Annotated in this window: 19 protein-coding genes; 9 read left to right on the top strand and 10 right to left on the bottom strand. The window is 59.7% G+C overall.

Going from position 1 to position 19775, the window contains the following annotated elements; translation table 11 throughout:
- Window positions 1-44 precede the first annotated feature (44 nt).
- Window positions 45-1241, top strand: a complete 1197-nt coding sequence (locus ABY734_RS01450; protein ID WP_372777175.1) for a hypothetical protein — start codon at window positions 45-47, stop codon at window positions 1239-1241.
- Window positions 1242-1257: 16 nt separating this feature from the next.
- Here ABY734_RS01450 and parC read toward each other — a convergent pair whose 3' ends face one another.
- Window positions 1258-3510: a DNA topoisomerase IV subunit A gene (gene parC / locus ABY734_RS01445; protein ID WP_372777174.1), complete on the bottom strand. Its 2253-nt coding sequence runs from the start codon at window positions 3508-3510 to the stop codon at window positions 1258-1260.
- Between the two features lie 162 nt (window positions 3511-3672).
- On the opposite strand from parC, the gene ABY734_RS01440 reads away from it, so the two are divergent.
- The 3 genes from ABY734_RS01440 to ABY734_RS01430 all read left to right on the top strand — a co-directional run bounded on the left by ABY734_RS01440 (window position 3673) and on the right by ABY734_RS01430 (window position 5141).
- A complete protein-coding gene (locus ABY734_RS01440) occupies window positions 3673-3933 on the top strand; it encodes a hypothetical protein (protein ID WP_372777173.1) in 261 nt (86 codons plus the stop codon).
- A 147-nt stretch (window positions 3934-4080) separates the two neighbouring features.
- Entirely contained in the window at window positions 4081-4329 is a 249-nt protein-coding gene (locus tag ABY734_RS01435) for a hypothetical protein (RefSeq protein ID WP_372777172.1), read from the top strand.
- Window positions 4330-4658: 329 nt separating this feature from the next.
- Window positions 4659-5141 carry a peptidylprolyl isomerase gene (locus ABY734_RS01430; protein ID WP_372777171.1) on the top strand — a complete coding sequence of 161 codons (483 nt, stop codon included), beginning with the start codon at window positions 4659-4661 and terminating at the stop codon, window positions 5139-5141.
- A 14-nt stretch (window positions 5142-5155) separates the two neighbouring features.
- Here the strand turns inward: ABY734_RS01430 and ABY734_RS01425 are convergent, their stop codons facing one another.
- The 7 genes from ABY734_RS01425 to typA form a co-directional block, all read right to left on the bottom strand.
- Window positions 5156-6004, bottom strand: coding sequence for a nuclear transport factor 2 family protein (locus ABY734_RS01425; RefSeq protein WP_372777170.1), 849 nt, complete (start codon window positions 6002-6004; stop codon window positions 5156-5158).
- Between the two features lie 136 nt (window positions 6005-6140).
- On the bottom strand, window positions 6141-7010 hold the full coding sequence (locus ABY734_RS01420; RefSeq protein ID WP_372777169.1) for an alpha/beta hydrolase: 870 nt from the start codon (window positions 7008-7010) through the stop codon (window positions 6141-6143).
- Complete coding sequence (locus ABY734_RS01415) at window positions 6973-8718, bottom strand: DUF4105 domain-containing protein (protein WP_372777168.1); 1746 nt, start codon at window positions 8716-8718, stop codon at window positions 6973-6975. Before ABY734_RS01415 ends, ABY734_RS01420 begins: the two co-directional genes overlap by 38 nt.
- A 158-nt stretch (window positions 8719-8876) precedes the next feature.
- Window positions 8877-9359, bottom strand: a complete 483-nt coding sequence (locus ABY734_RS01410; protein ID WP_372777167.1) for a DUF3015 domain-containing protein — start codon at window positions 9357-9359, stop codon at window positions 8877-8879.
- A 105-nt stretch (window positions 9360-9464) separates the two neighbouring features.
- Window positions 9465-9905 carry a D-aminoacyl-tRNA deacylase gene (gene dtd / locus ABY734_RS01405; RefSeq protein WP_372777166.1) on the bottom strand — a complete coding sequence of 147 codons (441 nt, stop codon included), beginning with the start codon at window positions 9903-9905 and terminating at the stop codon, window positions 9465-9467.
- A gap of 13 nt (window positions 9906-9918) precedes the next feature.
- Entirely contained in the window at window positions 9919-10875 is a 957-nt protein-coding gene (gene pip, locus ABY734_RS01400; protein WP_372777165.1) for a prolyl aminopeptidase, read from the bottom strand.
- Window positions 10876-11002: 127 nt separating this feature from the next.
- Entirely contained in the window at window positions 11003-12820 is a 1818-nt protein-coding gene (gene typA / locus ABY734_RS01395; RefSeq protein WP_372777164.1) for a translational GTPase TypA, read from the bottom strand.
- 183 nt (window positions 12821-13003) lie between these two features.
- Here typA and ABY734_RS01390 point away from each other — a divergent pair, with 183 nt between their 5' ends.
- A complete protein-coding gene (locus tag ABY734_RS01390; protein ID WP_372777163.1) occupies window positions 13004-14320 on the top strand; it encodes a sodium-dependent transporter in 1317 nt (438 codons plus the stop codon).
- Between the two features lie 2 nt (window positions 14321-14322).
- Complete coding sequence (locus ABY734_RS01385) at window positions 14323-14760, top strand: hypothetical protein (protein ID WP_372777162.1); 438 nt, start codon at window positions 14323-14325, stop codon at window positions 14758-14760.
- A 44-nt stretch (window positions 14761-14804) separates the two neighbouring features.
- On the opposite strand, the gene ABY734_RS01380 is transcribed toward ABY734_RS01385, so the two are convergent.
- Window positions 14805-15521 (bottom strand): FKBP-type peptidyl-prolyl cis-trans isomerase, encoded by a 717-nt coding sequence (locus ABY734_RS01380; protein ID WP_372777161.1) that lies wholly within the window; start codon window positions 15519-15521, stop codon window positions 14805-14807.
- A 162-nt stretch (window positions 15522-15683) separates the two neighbouring features.
- Between ABY734_RS01380 and ABY734_RS01375 the strand changes: the two genes are divergently transcribed.
- Window positions 15684-16508 carry a hypothetical protein gene (locus ABY734_RS01375; protein ID WP_372777160.1) on the top strand — a complete coding sequence of 275 codons (825 nt, stop codon included), beginning with the start codon at window positions 15684-15686 and terminating at the stop codon, window positions 16506-16508.
- 12 nt (window positions 16509-16520) lie between these two features.
- Here ABY734_RS01375 and ABY734_RS01370 read toward each other — a convergent pair whose 3' ends face one another.
- The gene (locus ABY734_RS01370; protein WP_372777159.1) at window positions 16521-17009 is read right to left on the bottom strand and encodes a TIGR02444 family protein; all 489 of its coding nucleotides are present in this window, start codon (window positions 17007-17009) and stop codon (window positions 16521-16523) included.
- A 25-nt stretch (window positions 17010-17034) separates the two neighbouring features.
- Here ABY734_RS01370 and ABY734_RS01365 point away from each other — a divergent pair, with 25 nt between their 5' ends.
- Window positions 17035-18918: an ATP-binding cassette domain-containing protein gene (locus tag ABY734_RS01365; RefSeq protein WP_372777158.1), complete on the top strand. Its 1884-nt coding sequence runs from the start codon at window positions 17035-17037 to the stop codon at window positions 18916-18918.
- A gap of 77 nt (window positions 18919-18995) precedes the next feature.
- Window positions 18996-19766 (top strand): dienelactone hydrolase family protein, encoded by a 771-nt coding sequence (locus tag ABY734_RS01360; protein WP_372777157.1) that lies wholly within the window; start codon window positions 18996-18998, stop codon window positions 19764-19766.
- Window positions 19767-19775 lie beyond the last annotated feature (9 nt).

Here is a 19775-nt window from a genome sequence, read left to right as displayed (position 1 = left end):
GACAAGTCCGGTATACTGGCGCCAGTCAAATAACAGCCGACAACATGCCTGACAAAATTCCACAGCTTATAAGACAAGCCTGCAACGCCCTGCTGCGGCTTTCGCTGCCCGCCAAGTGCGCGCTGCTGCTGACCCTGGTGCTTGTCCTGCACAGCAGCCTGCTACTGCTGGCCAGCGCGCGCGGTAACGCCCAGGTCATGAACGAGCAGTATCAGCTGTTTGCCAACCAGTGGGTGCGTCAGGTCGCCTTTCAGGCTCAGCCGGGGCTGCTGCGAAACGACCGGGTTGCCCTGCTGAACATGCTGAATCAGCACCGCGACAACCCGCTGCTGGCCTACGCCAGCATCAGCGACAGCGAAGGTAGCGTACTGGTCGAAATCGGCCGCGATGGCAGCGACTGGCGCCACTACTCAGCACCGGTGCTGCTCGGCAACGATATCGCCGGCAGCGTCACCCTGGCGCTGGACCCGACGCCCACTCGCTCGCAACAACTCAACCTGAACGCCCAACTGCTGATTCTCGCCGCCATCCTGGCAGCCCTGGCGGCAGCGCTGATTTTGATGCTGGGTCGACACATTGATGCGCTACTGCAGCGCGCCAGAAGCCATCTGTTATGGCCCAGTGAACAGCCCGGCAAACTACCCTACGCTGGCCGCGATAGCCTGGGTGATCTGCTGGCAACCCTAAGCGACCCGCCACTGAGGGTGCCGCCGATGGAAAGCCGGGAAGTTGAGTGGATTGTGGTACAGGTTTACTGGAGCAGCTATTCGCGCCTGACCCAACAATGGGGTCGCGCCGAACTGGAACGCCGTCTCACCCGCAGCCACAGCGCGGCGCTGGCCCTGTGCAATCTCTACCACGGTGCGCTGAAAGTTTATCGACGCGACGGTCTGACGCTGCGTTTTGAAGCGCTGGAGGGGGGTGACTCCGCCCTGCTGCGCGCCCTGTGCTGCGCTCACTTGATCCAACAGCTCGATGCCAAGCTCGGCGCCCGCCCGACCCTTGGCGTGGTGCGCAGCCGCGGCACCCGCCTGCAACTCGAAGCCACGGAAGCCGCTCTGGCGGACAGCCTGAGCGCCGTCGACGGCAAGGGCATTCGCCATCAGCTGCCGCTTGATCTGAAAGAGCAGCTCCCCGGCTGGGCCAGCGAAGACGGCTCGGGCATAAAAATCGAGGCGCGCTACCAGAACCTGCTCGACAGTCAGCAGCGCAAACTGGAAGCCCAGCTAAACGGCGATTGAGCAGCGAGGTGCTGACTTACTCCGGGTTAATCAACAAGCCATCCACTTTCTGAAAGCCGCGCGGCAGTTTGTGACCGCGGCGGCCACGCTCACCGAGATAGTGCTCCAGCTCAGAAAACTTCAGGTTGAGATAGCGCTTGCCGGAAAACACTCGCAGCACATCTGACTCGTTAATCACGGCCACTGCCACCATGTACTCCTCACGCGCCGCCACCCGCGCCGAGGGAATACCGATCATTTTATTGCCCTTGCCGCGAGCCATTTCCGGCAAATCAGAGAGCGGGAACACCAGCATGCGGCCTTCGGTCGTGACCGCGACCACATGGCCGTGCTCGCCATCGAGAGGCGCGGGGTTCAATACCTGAGCGCCCTTGGGCAGGGTCAGCACCGCCTTGCCCGCCTTGTTTTTGCTCTGCAAATCGCCCAACTTGGCGACAAAACCATAGCCCGCATCAGAGGCCAGCAGCACACGCTGATCCGCGCTGCCCATCAGCATGCCGTTAAACACCGCGCCGGAGGGCGCATTCAGGCGCCCGGTTACCGGCTCGCCCTGGCCCCGCGCCGAAGGCAGAGTGTGCGCAGCCACGGTGTAGGCACGGCCACTGTTGTCAAAGATGACCACTGGCTGATTGCTGCGCCCCTTGGCGGCGAGCTTGAACTTGTCACCAGATTTGTAGCTCAGCCCCTCGGGGTCGACATCATGACCCTTGGCCGCGCGAATCCAGCCTTTTTCTGACAGTACCACCGTGACCGGATCAACCGTCATCAGTTCCTCTTCCGAGAAGGCCCGCGCTTCCTCGCGGGACACCAGCGGTGAGCGGCGCTCGTCACCGTATTGCTCGGCAACGGCTTTCAGCTCTTTGCGAATCAGGTTTTTCAGTTTGCGCGGCGAACCGAGGGTCGCCTCGAGGTTGTCGCGCTCCGCCGCCAGCTCGTCCTGCTCGCCACGGATTTTCATTTCCTCGAGCTTGGCCAGATGGCGCAACTTCAATTCAAGGATGGCTTCGGCCTGGGTATCGCTCAGCCCGAAACGCTCCATCAGCACCGGCTTGGGTTTGTCCTCAGTGCGGATAATCGCAATGACCTCATCGATATTGAGGTAGGCGGTCAGCAAGCCGTCCAGGATATGCAGCCGGGCCAGCACCTTGTCGAGGCGGTACTGCAGTCGGCGACGGGTGGTTTCAGTGCGAAACTCCAGCCATTCGCCCAGCAGTTTGGTCAGCGACTTGACCTGTGGCCTGCCATCGATGCCGATCACGTTGAGGTTTACCCGGTAGGTCTTTTCCAGATCGGTGGTGGCGAACAGGTGGTTCATCATCGCCTCCACATCCACCCGGTTGGAGCGCGGAATAATTACCAGCCGGGTCGGGTTCTCGTGGTCGGACTCATCGCGCAGGTCAGCCACCATGGGCAGTTTTTTCGCCTGCATCTGCTGGGCTATCTGCTCCAGCACCTTCGACCCCGAGGCCTGATAAGGCAGGGCGGTAACAATGACATCACCGTCTTCACGCTGCCAGGTGGCGCGCATCCGCAGACTGCCGCGCCCGGTCTCATACATCTTCACGATATCACTGCGCGGGGTAATCAGCTCCGCGCCGGTGGGGAAATCCGGCCCTTGAATGTGTTCGCACAGATCGGCAACGCTGGCCTTGCTGTTGTCGAGCAGGGCAATGGTGGCGTTCACCACCTCCAGAAGATTGTGCGGCGGAATGTCGGTCGCCATGCCCACCGCAATACCCGTGGTGCCGTTGAGCAGCACATTGGGCACTCGCGCCGGCAGCACGGCAGGCTCATCCATGGTGCCGTCAAAATTCGGCGTCCAGTCGACGGTGCCCTGCCCAAGCTCCGAGAGCAGCACATCGGCGTAGGCGGTCAAGCGCGATTCGGTATAACGCATCGCCGCAAAAGACTTCGGATCGTCCGGCGAACCCCAGTTGCCCTGGCCGTCCACCAGCGGATAGCGGTAGGAAAAGTTCTGGGCCATGAGCACCATGGCTTCGTAGGCGGCGGAATCACCGTGGGGATGAAACTTACCGATCACATCACCCACGGTACGCGCCGATTTCTTGAACTTGGCGGTCGCTTTCAGGCCCAGCTCGCTCATGGCGTAAACGATACGACGCTGCACCGGTTTCAGGCCGTCGGCAATATTGGGCAGAGCCCGATCGAGAATGACGTACATGGAATAGTCCAGGTAGGCCTTCTCGGTATAGGCCTTCAACGGCAGCTGTTCCACGCCGTCATCGGCGATAGTTGTTTGATTTTCCATTAATTACTTCCAGATTATCGGTTTTGCCCGGCGTACTTATGCGCCTGTTTTATAAGTGATTTCACTTAAGTTACGGGTATTTACCTACTTTCCAGCAACAGCCTCACTCCTATACTGCGTCTTCAAGTTAACAGTGACGAGTTCACCCCCCGGAGGGTGCAGATGATGCAGAAAAATGGAAATATTGTCAGCCTTAAAAACTTCCAGAGTGCATCTCGGCAGGCTGCGCTTGATGATATCAGCGCTCAGGCCTTTATGTTTCTACGCGAGCAGGCGCAGGAAAACAAGCTGCCCATGCGCGATGTATTGCTGGAACATTTGCTGGGCATCGCGCTGGTGATCAAGGCTGTCGAAGGACAGGATGAGTCCGCTCGGGTGCTGCAAGAAATCGCCAAGCAAATCAACGGCGACCCGACTACTTAGCCGCTCAACCCTAGCCTGTCGCGCTGGTCAGACCAGCGCCCCTGCGTACGGATAGGCACTTCCCCTTAGTTCCAACGCCCCCTCAGCACCATAGACTTGGTACCCATTCAGAATATTGGCCACTAAACCAGCCAGAGGGGTTCAGCAATGCCAACGCCAAGCAATGTTGTGCAGCTACACGAGTTCCGTCAGGTGTCACGCCAGGAAATCATTGACGATATCAGCAGCGAAGCCTTTATGCTGTTGCGAGAATCGGCCCGCAGTCACGGCCTGCCAATCAAGCAGGTGCTGATTGAACACATGCGCGATATCGCCGTGGTAATAAACAGCGTAGACGGCTCTGAAACCGTGACCAACGTACTCGACAGCATCGCACGACAGATCAAGGACGACTGAGCCGCTCGAGTCAGCAAGCATTCAATGCGCTGTCGTTTTCTTCCGGCCGCAGCGCTCACACCGATACACCGTAACCAGCTTGCCCTGCTTCACATCAAACCGACTTTTGGTTTCTACTTTCCAGCGATGATGGCCTTCACGACACAGCGTTGACTTACCCGTCCCCGGCTTTTTCCCGCCAGGACGAAACGCAAGCACCTCTCCCATACCTTCATCCTCTGCCAGTGGCTCCGGCAATCAAAAATTGGAATTTGCGCAGGCCGCGATTAGTATACGCGCCTGTTCGCCACTCCGCCCGTAATGGGCATTGCCGCGCTGAGGAAAGCACCATGAAAATTGAAAAACACCGCGTTGTCTCGTTCCACTATCGTCTCGCGGAGCAAGGCGGCGCTGAGCTGGAAAACAGCTATCAGGGCGAGCCCTCTCTTTACCTGCACGGCGCCCGCAATATTCTGCCCGCACTGGAAAAAGCGCTGGCCGGTCACAGTGTCGGCGACACGGTATCGGTGGATCTGAGCGCCGCCCAGGCCTACGGCGAGCGACAGGAAGGTCAAGAGCAGCGCATCCCTGCGAAATACCTGAAGCACGAGGGCAAAATCAAGCCGGGGCAGATTGTCCGCTTTCGCGATGATCAGGGCGTGCGTCAAGCAAGGGTTATCAAGGTGGGCAAGTTTTCAGTCGACGTCGATACCAACCATCCCTTGGCGGGCAAGAACCTGCATTTTGATATCGAGATTGTCGATGTGCGCGAAGCCAGCGCCGAGGAAGTGTCTCACGGCCACGCCCACGGCCCCGGCGGTCACCAGCACTGACGCAGATCCTGCGCTCAGTCGCCCAGTTCCATATAGAGCTGGGCATTGCGGATCAGCAGATTGCGGCGGTCAAAGTGGAAAATGGCGACGCCGCGCTTCTCCACCTCTCCCTCTTTGTAGTAAACCGTAGCTGTGGTGACGCGTCCCGCCGACAGCAACTTTTCAACCCGCAGGGTCCCCGGCGGCATCGCCCAAAATGCAACCCGGGCATCGTGGCCATAGGGCCACGCCAGCAGACCGTCGTCGGTAAAAAGCCGCTCCAGTGCGCGATTCTGCTTCTGATTAAAGGCGCTGACAAAGGCCTCGACCTTTGCCTTGCCGGCCTCGCCGACGGTTTCCCGCGCCTGCAGAAAACCCGACAGGCCCGACAGCCCCATATGCCGCAACATGCGCCAGAAAGATGACACCCCCGCCACCGCGCTGGCGAGCCCGTACTGCATCTGCTGGCGCAGCATGGGTTTCAGTTCCCAGTGGGCAGCCAACCGCTTGATGCGCACTTCACCGTTCTCGGTGGTCAGTTCGTAAAGCAGATGCATGGGCACTCGCACCTTTACCTTTTCGGACATGCGAATCTCGATGTCGAGATCACGCACCACGGCGCCGGCGCAAACTACGTCGTAATCGACATCAAAGCGAATATCGTTAGCAGCAATAAAGGTTTCGTAGAACTGGCTCAAGGGGCTCTGACCGCTGTCGTCAGCCAAGTTGATTTGTGGCCTGGAACCCACCGGATCTTCCACCACCGCACAGTCGGCAAACAGCGAAAGCCATTCGGGTTTATTGTGAACTGCAACCGCAGCCGGTGAGCCTTCAACACAGGCCAGGCAGGCCTGCTTATCTCTCAGAAGTGTTCGCATTGTCATGATTCACACCCGCACTACAACGGGCGGAGCATAGGCGCGCAGCCCCCAACAGCGCTGTGACATTTTCACACTTTGCCTGGCTGAGTGTCTAAAACCGGCGACAGGTCACACCCTGCAGGTGCGCCGGACAACAATTCTATTTCACCTGCACGGCCAGCGTTTCAATAAACTCGAGCAGCGCTTGGCGGTAGGCGGGAAAGGCGAAGGTGGCAATATGCGGGCCGTGAGTGGTGAGCTGCTGCTTGGGCTCAGCCGCGAGCGCATAGAGGGTTTGCGTGTGGCTGGGCGGGACCACCCCATCGTCGGGGCTGTGCAAATACAGCTGCGGTACGCCCGCCAGCTGGCCGATGACCGCGTCCAGATCGTAGTCCGAAGGCATCAACGCCGCTGCCAGGCCGGCCAAGGGCCAGGTCAGCCACTGACGCTGCGCAACTTCACGGGCAATGCGCGGGAAGGAGGCCACGGCCGCATCGAGCACCAGCGCATTGGGTTTGTCGGCCTCGGTCGCCATGGCATAACCGGCGACGGCGCCGCCGATACTCTGCCCGAGCACGACTACCGGCAGCTCACTCCGGGAGCGCAACCAGTGATAACCGCGCCTGACATCAGCAATCACGCCGGGCAGTTCCGGCGCCCCCTCCGAGCGTCCGTAGCCGCGATAGTCCAGCAGGAAAACGTTGTAGCCCTGCTCGGGCAACCACAGCACGCTGTGCATATGGGTACTGATATTTTCGGCGTTGCCGTGCAGGAAATAGACTGTCGCCCGCGCCCCACCTTGCGCGGGCAGCCACCAGCCGTGCAGCCGGGGACCGCCGTCCACAAGCCATACATCTTCATAGGCCACCCCCGCGTCGGCGGGCGTGGCCACCAGTTTTTTCATGGGGTGAAACAACAGGGCCGCACAGCCGCTCAGCCATAGGCAGAGCCCCAGCAGGACCAGGGATTTAGCAAACCCTGAAAGTAAACCCTTAGAAATAGCGACGCCATTGCAGGCTGAACTGTTCACCCCACTCTCCTTCTTCACCGAGTCGCGCGGCCACCAGCCGCAAACCCTGCTGTTTACCGACATGCAGCTGTGCACCAATACTGACACGGTTGCGCTCTATGCCATCCGTAAAACGGTAGTGACTGGCATCCACTTCAAGCGCAAAGCGTCGCTGCTGAAGCCCCCAGCGCAAACCCAGGCCCGGCGCCAGCTGCCAGTTGTGGTCGAAGTCTTCATTGTACTCGGCGCGCAGACTCGCCAACACTGAGGCGCGCCCCCCCAGCACACGCCAGGTACCACCGGCACCACCTTCGGCAAAGGGCGCCAGATAGGCCTCCGACCACTCGTCGCGTTCAAGCCCGCCTCGCGCCTGCCAGCTAACCGGACGGAAAAAACGATTGCGGGGTGCGAGCGATCGGATATCAACCAGCGCCAGACGCTGGAGCTGCAGCGATTCGCCCTCAGCCCGGCGCAGCGTTGCGCTGAGCATGTTCAGCGAAGCGTCCGGTGGATAGCCGGCAATCGGGTCGAGCAGATCGTGATAGGTCAGCTTCAGATTCAGCTCACCATAGTGCCGACTATCCCACTGCCCGAAGGCCAATGCTGCCAATGCGGTGCCGTGCCCCTTATCCGGCTGTGGCGGACGCGGGGTGTCGGTATCCGGCTTTGCCGTTCGCGGCAGCGCGTTGATTGCCCGCAGCAGGGCAAAACTGCGGCGCGCGACTCCACTGTCTCGCGCCTCCCGGTCATGGCGGTAGCGCAGCAGTCGATAAGCCGCCAGCAACAGCCGGTATTGCTCGGCTTCAGGACGCTGCTGAAACACGGCCGAATCCTCAGCGCCAGCCGTATCCGCAAGCCGCAGCACAACGCTGCGTTGCTCAGGGCTGAGGACTTGCAGCAAACTGTCGAGTTCGCGCTGGCGCGAGGGGCGGTAGGTGATATCGCCGACCAAACCGGCGTCGCGCACGCTGCGCACCGTATCCACCGGAATCGCGTGCAGGGGAAAGTCACCAGTCAGATTCAGGCCCGGTCGGGCAACTTCCAGCAATTCCAGCAGGCGAAACGAGCAGTTTTCATCCATGAAGTAGTAATCAAAATTGATGTTCTGTAATTCCCAGAGGTGGGCAAGCAGGCGATCCAGCTCGACGTCATTCAGATTCAGCTCGTACTCCCACACATCCCGGTTTTCCAGTCGCGAGTATTCCTGCAGCTTTTCCACATAGGGCTGGAGGCTGAAATGCCCCGGATAGCCGCCGCTCATGCCGCGCCAGGCGAACAGGAGACTGCCGTCCTGCTCAGGCACCAGTGCCGCGTAGTTGACGGCGTAAGACAGCAGCGCCGAATCCGCGCGATAGCCCTTCGGATCGAGCCGCAGGAAGGTATGCCCGTACATGGACGAGGGACTGTTCAGATAGCTGGAGGCAAATACCAGCGCCGCCTGTCCGGCATTAATCTGCTCGCGCCACTGCCAATACTCTGTGCAGTGTTGTGCGCTCGCACCATTCAGCAAACCCCGTGCGCGCAGCCATTGAAAGCGCGCAATAAAACGGCAGCGCAGCGCGGGTTGCTCCGCCAGTGCCGACAGGCTGGCGGTCAGTTCAGCGGCGGGGTTGCGGGCACCGTCTGCGGCGAGAAAAAAAGCCGGATCGTCGACGTAACTGCTGCGATTGTAGTCTCTGCCTGAGCGGCCGAAATGCAACAAGGCCAGCCACTGGGGGTCAGCTGCCACAAGATCCAAATCTGGCTTAGCTAGAACCTGCCCGGCGGGCAGACACAACAGCCAAGCAAGCAACAGGCACAAGGAAAACCCGTCACCGCTGAGTGCACTCCGGCGTGATTCGTTCTTCATCGGGAAAGCGGGGTGCAGCAGCGCTGCACCCGGTAGGATCAGGCGACGTACTTGGCAAGCTGCGCGTCGGTGCGCATCAGTTCAAGCATGGAGGCCATAACCTGTTCGGCGTTTACCACATCGCTCGGAAACAGGGTTTCAAAGTTATTGTGCATCAGCGTTTTGAAGTGACTGCGGTCGCCGCCTTCAACACCCATCGACACCGCAACGGCGGTCAATGCTTCACCGTCACCGCGCGCCACGTCTTCGCTGAATTCGTCAAGAATCGCGCCGAGGTTGATCATCGACTTACCGCCGTAGGTCAGCGTACCGTCGGCCGAGCAGCCATTGGTGCCGGAAGTCATGCCCAGCGTATTGTTGCCGGAAGTGCCATTGGTGATTGAAGCCACAACATGAATCGGCAACCCGGATTGCCCTTCAAACAGCATATTGCCCCAGCCGCAGCTGTCGCCGCCGGGCACAACCGCGAAGCTGCTCGCAGACGCTGTTGCCAGTACGGATGCCATTAGAATTTTTTTCATCTTTCGTCTCCACCAGTGAATAATTGATCGACAAAACCCGAACCACTTAACGGGCTATTGCCTGAATCTAGACTAGCACAAGCGCGGAGCGATGCCGCAAGCCATTCACTGGAATTCCAGCAGAAAGGTGACCGGGCCGTCATTCACCAGCGCCACCTGCATATCCGCCCCAAAACGACCGGCGGCCACGGTGTGATGCTTGCTACCAAGGGTATCGAGCAGCGCGTTGTAAAGCAGCTGCGCATCGGTTGGCTTGGCCGCAGTGGAAAATCCCGGACGCAGACCTTTTCGGGTATCAGCGGCAAGGGTGAACTGGGACACCAACAGCAGGCCACCGTCGATATCGCGCAGGGAGGCGTTCATGCGGCCTTCGGCATCGGCAAACAGACGGTAATTAAGCAGGCGCTCGGCAACTCTCTCGAGCAGGGCCGGGGTGTCGTCGCGCTCAATACCGACGAACACCAACATGCCCTGATCAATGCTGCCGACGATGTCGTCATTCACGGTGACACTGGCGCTTTGCACGCGCTGGATCAGAACTTTCACTGGGGACTCTATCTCAGGCGGATTTGTTGGTCAGCCATTCCAGCATATCGTTGGTGGCGTGAACAAGCGCATCGGCCATGGCCGGCTCAAAGGGTGAATGGCCGCCCTCGCGGATAATCCGCAATTCACTTTCCGGCCAGCGCTCGTGCAGGGCAGTGGCGTTATCCAGCGGGCACACCATATCGTAGCGACCGTGGACGATAATGCCGGGAATACCCTGCAGCCTGTCGGCCTGTTCAAGCAACTGGTTCTCGTCGAGAAAACCCCGATGCATAAAGTAGTGAGTTTCGAGTCGCGCCATGGCCAAGGCATTGCGCTCTTCCACATCCGTACGGGTATCGTGCTTGTGTACCCGAAAGGTCGAGCAGTGGGTCTCCCAGGCCGCCCAGGCACGGGCCGCCGCCATACGTTGGATATCGTTGCTGGACTGAAGCGCACTGTGAAAGCCGCCAATGATGTCGTCCGGATCGGGCGCCACCCGCAGCAGCAACTGCCAGGCATCGGGAAAAACCCGGCTGGCCCCTTCGCGATAGAACCAGTCAATATCGCGCTGGCGACAGAGAAACACACCACGCAGAATCATGCCGCGCACCCGCTCGGGTTTGGCCTGGGCAAAGGCCAGCGCCAGCGTCGCGCCCCAGGAACCACCGAACAGAATGCAGCGCTCAACTGCCAGCTTATCCAGCAGGGCCTCGATATCGCTGATAAGATCGGCGAGGGTGTTGTCGTCGGTACAGGCGTGAGGCTCAGACTGGCCCGCACCGCGCTGATCAAACAGGATGATGCGGTAGGCCTTGGGATCGTAAAACCGACGGCTGTTGTGGCCGCAGCCTGCGCCCGGGCCGCCGTGCAGAAACAGTACCGGCACACCGTCCGGGTTGCCGCACTCTTCGACATGCAACTCGTGCGGTGGCGTTACCGCAAAGCGCGAGGTCTTGTAGGGTTTGATTTCCGGAAATAGGGGGAGCACGGCAACCTCACTGCAGTCACAGCTTACAGCTTAGCTCAAGCAGGCGGGCTTTGCGCACTGGCCGGGCGTTTGACACGGCGAAGGTTTGCGCCAGACGTCAGGCTTTCGACGTCCGACGCTCACCCTATTAGCCCTTCGCGTTTCCAGCCCGCTTGCGCTCGTGCTCTTTCAAGAGCTTCTTGCGCAGACGAATGCTCAGCGGGGTCACTTCCACCAGCTCATCGTCTTCGATAAATTCCAGCGCCTGCTCCAGGGTGTGGCGCACCGGCGGTGACAGGGTCAGCGCGTCGTCGGTACCGGAGGCGCGGACGTTCGTCAGCTGCTTGGCCTTGGTGGGGTTGACCACTAAGTCGTTGCCGCGCGAATGCAGGCCGATAATCTGCCCTTCATAGACCTCTTCGCCGTGGCCCTTGAACAGGCGCCCTCGATCCTGCAGGTTAAACAGGCCGTAGCTCAGGGTTTTGCCCTGCACCATCGACACCAGCACACCATTGATGCGCTTGCCAACGTCACCCATTTTGACCGGGCCGTAGTGGTCGAAAATGCTGGTCATAATGCCCGAACCGGAGGTCAGGGTCAGAAAGTGGGAGCGAAAGCCGATCAGTCCGCGCGAAGGCGCAATAAATTCGAGCTTGACCCGGCCCTTGCCGTCCGGCTCCATATTGGTGAGTTCGGCCTTGCGCAGACCGAGCTCTTCCATCACCGCGCCCTGGTGCTGTTCTTCGACGTCAATCACGACCTGCTCGAAGGGCTCCTGAATTTCGCCGTTCACTTCGCGCTGCACCACTTCCGGACGGGATACGCCCAGCTCAAAGCCTTCGCGACGCATGTTTTCAATCAGCACTGACAAGTGCAGCTCGCCGCGACCGGACACGATAAACTTGTCCGGGCTGTCACCCTGACGCACGCGCAGGGCCACGTTGTGGATCAGCTCCTGCTGTAGACGCTCGGCAATATTGCGCGAGGTAACGTACTTGCCTTCCTTGCCCGCAAAAGGTGAGTCGTTGACCTGGAAGGTCATGCTTACTGTGGGCTCATCAACGGTCAGTGCCGGCAGGGGTTCGACGGCCTCGGGCGCGCACAGCGTGTCGGAAATACTCAGGCCTTCAATACCGGTAATACAGACGATTTCGCCGGCCTTGGCTTCCTGCACTTCCACCCGCTCCAGGCCGAGGTAGCCCATCACGGTAAGGACGCGACCCTTGCGAGTTTTGCCGTCCTTGTCCACGACCACCAGCGGCTGGCTCGGCTTGAGCGTGCCGCGGGTAATCCGGCCGACACCGATAACGCCCACATAGCTGGAGTAATCCAGCGCCGAGATCTGCATTTGCAGCGGCGCGTCGGCGTCTACTTCCGGCGGGCTCACCTTGTCGACAATCATTTTGAACAGAGGCGTCATGTCGTCGGCCAGCTCGTCGGCTTCAGGGCCAGCGTAGCCGTTCAGGGCGGAGGCGTAGACAATGGGGAAGTCCAGCTGCTCGTCAGTAGCACCGAGACGATCAAACAGATCAAAGACCTGATCGATAACCCAGTGCGGGCGGGCGCCGGGGCGGTCGATTTTGTTGACTACGACGATCGGCTTCAAACCACGCTCGAAGGCCTTCTGGGTGACAAAGCGGGTTTGTGGCATGGGGCCGTCCACCGCATCGACCAGCAGCAGTACGCTGTCGACCATCGACAGTACGCGCTCTACTTCACCGCCGAAGTCGGCGTGCCCAGGGGTGTCCACGATATTGATCCGGTAGCCGTTCCAGTTGATGGCAGTGTTTTTGGCGAGAATGGTAATACCGCGCTCGCGCTCCTGGTCGTTGGAGTCCATGATGCGCTCGGCACCTTCGCTGCGGCGATCCAGGGTTCCGGACTGGCTGAGGAGTTTATCAACCAGGGTGGTTTTGCCGTGGTCAACGTGGGCGATAATCGCGATATTGCGTAACTTTTCGATCATTGGGATTCTCTGGGAGTGCACGAGACCGTCTTGGCCTCGCTAAAAAATTGGGGTCATCGGAGGGTTGTCACCGGCCCGCCCGTTTTGAGCGGCGCGCATTATAGCCTATAAAACGTTCAACTGCCTTGGGTTTCACTCATCAATACCGCTACAATCTCCTCAATCTAACAATAAGCCGCCTTTATGACACATAACATCACCGCCAACTGGACCAAACGCTGGACTTTTATTCTCGCCGCCACCGGCTCTGCGGTTGGCCTCGGCAATATCTGGAAGTTCCCCTACATCACCGGCGAATACGGCGGCGGCGCGTTTGTTATTGTTTACCTGGCCTGCATTCTGGCGGTTGGCATTCCGGTGATGATTGCCGAAATCATGGCCGGGCGGGCGGGCCGCGCCAACCCCGTGGACGCCATGCTGGATCTTAGCGCGCAGGCGGGCGCCTCAAAAGCGTGGGGGATTGTCGGCCTCGGCGGTGTAGTAGGTGGCCTGATGATTCTGATGTTTTACAGTGTGGTGGCCGGCTGGGCACTGGATTACAGCTGGCAGAGCCTGTCCGGGGTCTATCAAGGGCAGAGCGCCGAGACCATTGAATCCAACTTCGGTGCGCTTACCGACAGCTTCAACCGCCAGTGGTTCTGGCAGAGCCTGTTTGTGGTGTTTACCGGCGGCGTCATTGCCGCTGGGGTTACCCGCGGTATCGGCCGCGCCGTTGAAATCCTGATGCCGTTGCTGATGCTGTTTTTGCTAGGCCTGCTGATTTACAGCTGGTCGGTGGGCGAGGTCGACGCCAGCCTGTCCTTTATGTTCACGCCGGATTTCTCGAAACTGTCCACCGAAGCGGTATTGGTGGCTCTGGGTCATGCCTTTTTTACCCTTAGCCTAGGCATGGGCGCCATCATGGCCTACGGCGCCTATATGCCGGGGGAGCACTCCATCGGCAAAACCGTCATGCTGATTGGTGCGCTGGATACCGGCATCGCGCTGGTCGCCGGTATGGCGATTTTTCCGCTGGTGTTCGCCAACAGCCTGGAACCCAGCTCCGGGCCCGGCCTGATGTTTGTCTCACTACCCATTGCCTTCGGCCAGATGCCAGGCGGCATTATTTTTGGCAGCGTGTTTTTCATATTGGTCAGCATCGCCGCACTCAGCTCCTCCATTTCCCTGATCGAGCCGGGCGTCGCCTGGCTGGAAGGCCATGGCGTGCACCGCAAGGTCGGCACCATGCTGGCAGCCGGCATCGGCTGGCTGGGCGGTATCGCCTGCATCTACTCCGGCGATTTTTTCAATGCCCTCGACCACATCACCGCCAATTACATTCTGCCTCTGGGCGGCCTGATGATTGCGATTTTTGTCGGCTTTGTGCTGTCCCGCGACCGGGTTAAGGCAGAGGTGGGCTTTGAAAACGACCGCAACTTCGCACTCTGGCACTTTGCCCTTCGCTACATTGCCCCGCTGGGCATTCTGGTCGTCTTCCTGCACAGTATTGGTGTTATCTGAGCATGCTGAGACCCCTACACGCCTTCGTTGGCCTGTGCCTGCTGGTATTTGCCGCGCTCTACTTCTACGCCAGCGAGCAGGATGAAAAGCACTCCGCTGCGGCGCGGCTTTATCTGGAAGATGCCCTCACCGACATATCCAGCTGGCAGCCCGAGGCCCTGCGCAGCCACCTGACGCCCGCCGCGCAAGCCGCTGTCAGCAATGAGCAGCTGTATCAGGTAGTCGATGAATACAAGGCGCTAGGACGCTTCAAGTCGATGGATACACCACAGTTTTCTACGCTGACCGCGGCCCTGTCGGTATTTGGGGAGGAACAGCGCCTCAGCTACAGCTTTCCGGCGCGCTTTGACAACGGCGAGGCATCAGTCACCGCCACGCTGGCAGTAAATGATGGAAGCTTCAGTCTGTATAACTTTAGTATTCGCAGAACAGCGAATTGAGGATTTGCGTCAGACGTCTGGCTCCAGACGCCTGACGCAGTCGATCAGCCTTCTTCGCCACCGTCTTCTTCAATGCCGAGCAGTTCGACTTCAAACACCAGAGCCTGATTGGGACCAATCACGCCCTGAGTGCCGCCGGGGCCATAGGCCAGATCAGAGGGAATGTAGAGCTCCCACTTGCTGCCTACCGGCATCAGTTGCAGGGCTTCGGTCCAGCCAGCGATAACGCCGCCCACCGGGAAGGTGATGCTCTCGCCACGGGCGTAAGAGCTGTCAAACTCGGTGCCGTCGATCAGGGTGCCGCGATAGTGAACTTCCACCGTATCATCAGCTGTGGGCTTGGCGCCCTCACCGGCTTCAAGCACCTTGTATTGCAGCCCGCTGTCGAGAACGACAACCCCGTCCTTCTCGGCATTTGCCGCCAGAAAAGCCTCAGATGCCTGTTGATTCTCGGTGGCCTCCTGCTCAGCTTCCGCCTGCATCTCAGCCATTTTCTTCTGCTGATAACCCTGCAGCGTCGCCATCATGTCCTCTTCGGACATCTGCAGCTCACCGCCCTCGATGCCGTCACTGACACCGGCGCTGAAGGCGGCCACATCCAACTCCATGTTCTCACCGATACGCTTGCCGAGATCGACCCCAAAACTGTAGCTGACCTTCTCCATTTCTGAATCCAGCTTTGCTTCTGAGGGGTTCTTGGCGCCGTCACAGGCGGCCACAATTGCAGCCATTGACATAACGGCGAAGACTTTTCTTTTCATTCCAGTACCTTCTCGTCTACTCTTAACAGAATTTTGCACCCGCAGTGGGCGCTGCAAAAACGACAGTCTGCCACACTTTAGGCAACCGACAATAGATATAGCGTCTCAAGTTTGTATAATGGAACTGGTGTTTTTTTGAACATTTTCGAAAGGTTAAGAAGCATGCCAGGCAATAATAAGAAGGCGGGCAGCGTGGAAGCTCTGGAAAACAAGCTGGCTGCTTTGCGCGACAAGCTGCTCAACACACAGGAACAGCAGCTCAAAAAGGCTAAAGATGCCGCCGAAAAGGCGACAACTGCCGCTAAAAAGCAGAAAGAGGCCTTGAAAGCGGCCAATCAGAAGCTCCGTGCCGCAAAAACCCCGGCCCAGGAAAAAAGCGCCGGCGCAGCTGTAAAGCGGGCCGAAAAGGCGCTGGCTGAGGCCGAAAGCGCACTGGAAGCGGCAAAAACCGCAGTCGAGCAGGTAAAAGCCGATATTGCCGCTGAAAACGCGGCGAAAGCGGCGGAACAGGCCGCACTCAAAAACCTGCCAAAACCGAAAGCCGCCAAAAAAGCGCCCGCCAAGGCAAGCGGGAAAGCCGCTGCGAAGAAAGCGCCTGCGGCCAAAAAGGCGGCTGCAGCCAAGAGTGCACCGGCGGCCAAAAAAGCCCCAACAGTCAAAAAACAGCCTGCCAAAACGAAAAGCTCTGCGCCTGCAGGCAAAAAATCGGCGCCCGCTGAGGCCAAAAAAGCGGCTCTTGCGGCTAAAACCGAAGTGCCAGCACCACAAACTGACGCCAAACCCGCTGCCGCCAAGAAAAAATCGGCGGAGAAGAAAGCGGCCACAGCCAAGCCTGCCGAGACCAAGAAAGCCGCACCCGCGCCTGTTCGCCGGGAGCCGGAGCCGCCACCACCGCCACCCCGGCGCAAGGCGACCGTGCTGCCGGATACCATCAGTCAGCCCAAGGCCAAATCAGATAAGGTGGCGTCGATCTTCGACGTGGAGTAACGCAGGCCCTTATCAATCGCCCTCGGCGGGCGGCGTCGCTGCCACCGCCTCGACCAGCTCACTCATTTGCCCGTTCCAGGCGAGCTCCAGCTGGTCGAAGTAGCGATGCAGGTTCGTTTGTGCGCAGAGGGAAAAGGACTGCTTCTTCGGTGCTGCAGAGGCTTTCAGCCAGTAATCGTAGATTTCATCCTGCTGCCAGCGCTCCACTGCCATTTCGAAGCGCTGCGCCTCCTGATACACGCTGGGCGGTGCAGAGTGTTTGAGCTTGCGACGCAGTGCGCGCGCTTCAAACAGGTAGTTTTCACGGAATTCGCGGCTTTTCGCGACCATGTCGGCGACTTGCTGCGGCGTCCAGACAATACCTCGCTTGGCCAGCCAGCAGGCGGACAGCAGCAGATTTACATCCGCGCCGTATTCGTCCTGCAGAAGCTGACAGAGCCTGTGCACTCGCGGTTGGGAATAAACCAGCAAGCTAAATTGCCAAAGGGCATTGTCGGTCACACCACCTCCGTTATAATCGCCGCCCATGATTGAATTCGAACAGTTAAGCTTACTACGCGGCGGTAAAACTTTACTAGAAAACGCCGACTTACGCCTGCATGACGGTGATCGCGTCGCGCTGATCGGCGCCAATGGCAGCGGCAAGTCGAGTTTGTTTGCTCTGCTGCGCGGCGAGCTTGAACCGGATCACGGCAGTGTACGAATTCCCGCGAACTGGCGCATCGCCCATATGGCTCAGGAAGTCTCCGCCAGCAGCCGCGCCGCCGTCGACTATGTAATTGACGGTCACGACGCCTTTCGCAAGGTCGAAGCCGAGCTGGCAACCTGCCAAGACGACATGCGACTGGCGGAGCTGCACGGCCAGCTCGACGCCCTGAACGCCTACGCCATTCCCAGCCAGGCCGAGCAATTGCTGCTGGGTTTGGGTTTCAAACCAGAACAACTGCAAAGCCCGGTGCACGAGTTCTCCGGCGGCTGGCGGATTCGCCTGAACCTGGCCCAGGCCCTGATGCGCCCCTCCGATCTGCTGCTGCTGGATGAGCCTACCAACCACCTGGATATGGACGCCACCCTGTGGCTGGAACAGTGGCTGCAGGCCTACGGCGGCACTCTGCTGCTGATCTCCCACGACCGGGATTTCATCGATGCCACCTGCAACCAGGTCGCGCACCTGAGCGAGCACTCGCTTACTCACTACCGCGGTAACTACTCAGCCTTCGAGCGCCAGCGGGCGGAAAAACTGGCCCAGCAGCAGTCGGCCTACGAGAAGCAGCAAGCCGAAATTGCCCATATGGAAAATTTCATTCGCCGCTTCAAGGCCAAGGCCACCAAGGCGCGTCAGGCCCAGAGCCGGATCAAGGCGCTGGAGCGCATGACCCAGATTGCCCCGGCCCATGTGGACTCGCCCTTCAGCTTTACGTTTCCCCTGCCTGAAAAGATGTCCGACCCGCTGCTGACCCTGACCCAGGCGACACTGGGCTATGGCGACACAGCCATACTGCGGGACATCAAACTGAGTGTTCACCCCGGCAGCCGCATTGGTTTGCTGGGGGCCAATGGCGCGGGTAAATCGACCCTGCTCAAAACCCTCGGCGGAGTGCAGCCCCTGCTGGCGGGCCAGCGCACCTGCGGCGAACATCTGGCGCTGGGTTATTTCAGCCAGCACCAACTGGAAAGCCTGGATCTGGATGCCAGCCCGGCAACCCAGCTGCAGCGGCTGGCACCGAAGGCCCGGGAGCAGGAGATCCTCAACTTTCTGGGCAGTTTCAATATTCGCGGAGACATGGCCAGCGGCAGCTGCCGACACTTTTCCGGCGGCGAAAAGGCGCGCCTGGCACTGGCCATCATTGTCTGGCAAAAACCCAACCTCTTACTGCTCGACGAACCCACCAACCACCTCGATCTGGAGATGTGCCAGGCCCTGACGGTCGCCCTGCAGGGCTTTGAGGGCGCGCTGATCGTGGTGTCGCACGATCGCCACCTGCTGCGCAACACGGTAGACGACCTGTTGCTGGTCCACGCCGGCCGCGCCATGCCCTACGACGGCGATCTGGACGACTATCGTCACTGGCTGCTGAGCCGCGCCGCCGACACCGGCACCGAAACCCAAGAGGCATCCTCGACCGCCAAAGCGCAGGACAAAAAGCAGGCCCGGCAGGACGCCGCTGCCGCCCGCGCCCGGCAGGCTCCTCTGCGCAAGCAGATCAAAACCCTGGAAGCGGATATGGAAAAAGCCCAGCAGCAGCTGTCGACACTGGAAGAAACCCTCGCCGACAGCAGTCTCTATGAAGCCGCCAGCAAGAGCCGCCTGCAGGAACTGCTCAAGCAGCAGGGCGACCTGCGCCAATCCCTGGAACGCTGTGAAGAGGCCTGGCTACAGGCCCAGGAAGAACTGGAACAGGCCCAGTAGAAGCGCACCACCCAAGACTGGCACTAATCAGCCCACTGGTTAGAATGGGGCTTCCGTTTTTTCAGGAGCTTCCCACCATGAAACGTTTGCGCTTTGTCTTTGTCCTTCTCGCCGCGGCCTGTGCCAGCGCGCTGAATGCCGCCCCCAAAGAACAGGCGATTGAATTTGCCAACGGTCTTGGCAGCGCCGTGCTCTATACCCCGCGAGGCAGCAAGGCTCGCAGCGGCGTTATCGTGATACACGAGTGGTGGGGGCTGAATGACTACGCCCGAGGCCGCGCGCGCCAGCTGGCGGAGGAAGGCTACGCCGCAATCGCCGTGGATATGTACGGTCACGGCAAGGTGGCCAGCCATCCCGAGGACGCTACCGCCTTCATGCAGGCCGCACTGGCTGAGCCGGAAAAAATGAACGCCCGCTTTAATGCCGCCAAGGCAGAATTGCTGAAACTGAAAAAGGTTGAGCAGGTCTTCGCCATCGGCTATTGCTTTGGCGGTGCGGTGGTCCTGAATCAGGCGCGCATGGGCAATGATCTGGCCGGCGTCGCCAGCTTTCACGGCTCATTGGGCACTGAACAGCCCGCCGAAGAGGGCGCGATAAAAGCGAAGGTACTGGTGGCCACCGGTGGCGCGGATCCGATGGTTCCACCGAAACAGGTGGGCGATTTTGTCACCGAGATGGGCCAGGCTGGCGCGCAACTGGAACTACTGAGTTTTCCCGGCGTGCTGCACAGCTTTACCAACCCCGGCGCCACCGCCAAGGGCAAGGAAACCGGTCTGCCAGTGGCCTATGATGCAGCGGCCGACAAGGCCAGCTGGAATGCCCTGCTGCGCTTTCTGAAAGACGGCTGAAGAGAATAG

Origin of the sequence: Litorivivens sp. (assembly GCF_041624475.1) — a bacterium.
In the GTDB taxonomy this organism is placed as follows: domain Bacteria; phylum Pseudomonadota; class Gammaproteobacteria; order Pseudomonadales; family Spongiibacteraceae; genus Litorivivens.
The sequence above is the reverse complement of the archived record's forward strand: the minus strand, read 5'-3'. Positions and strand labels throughout refer to the sequence as shown.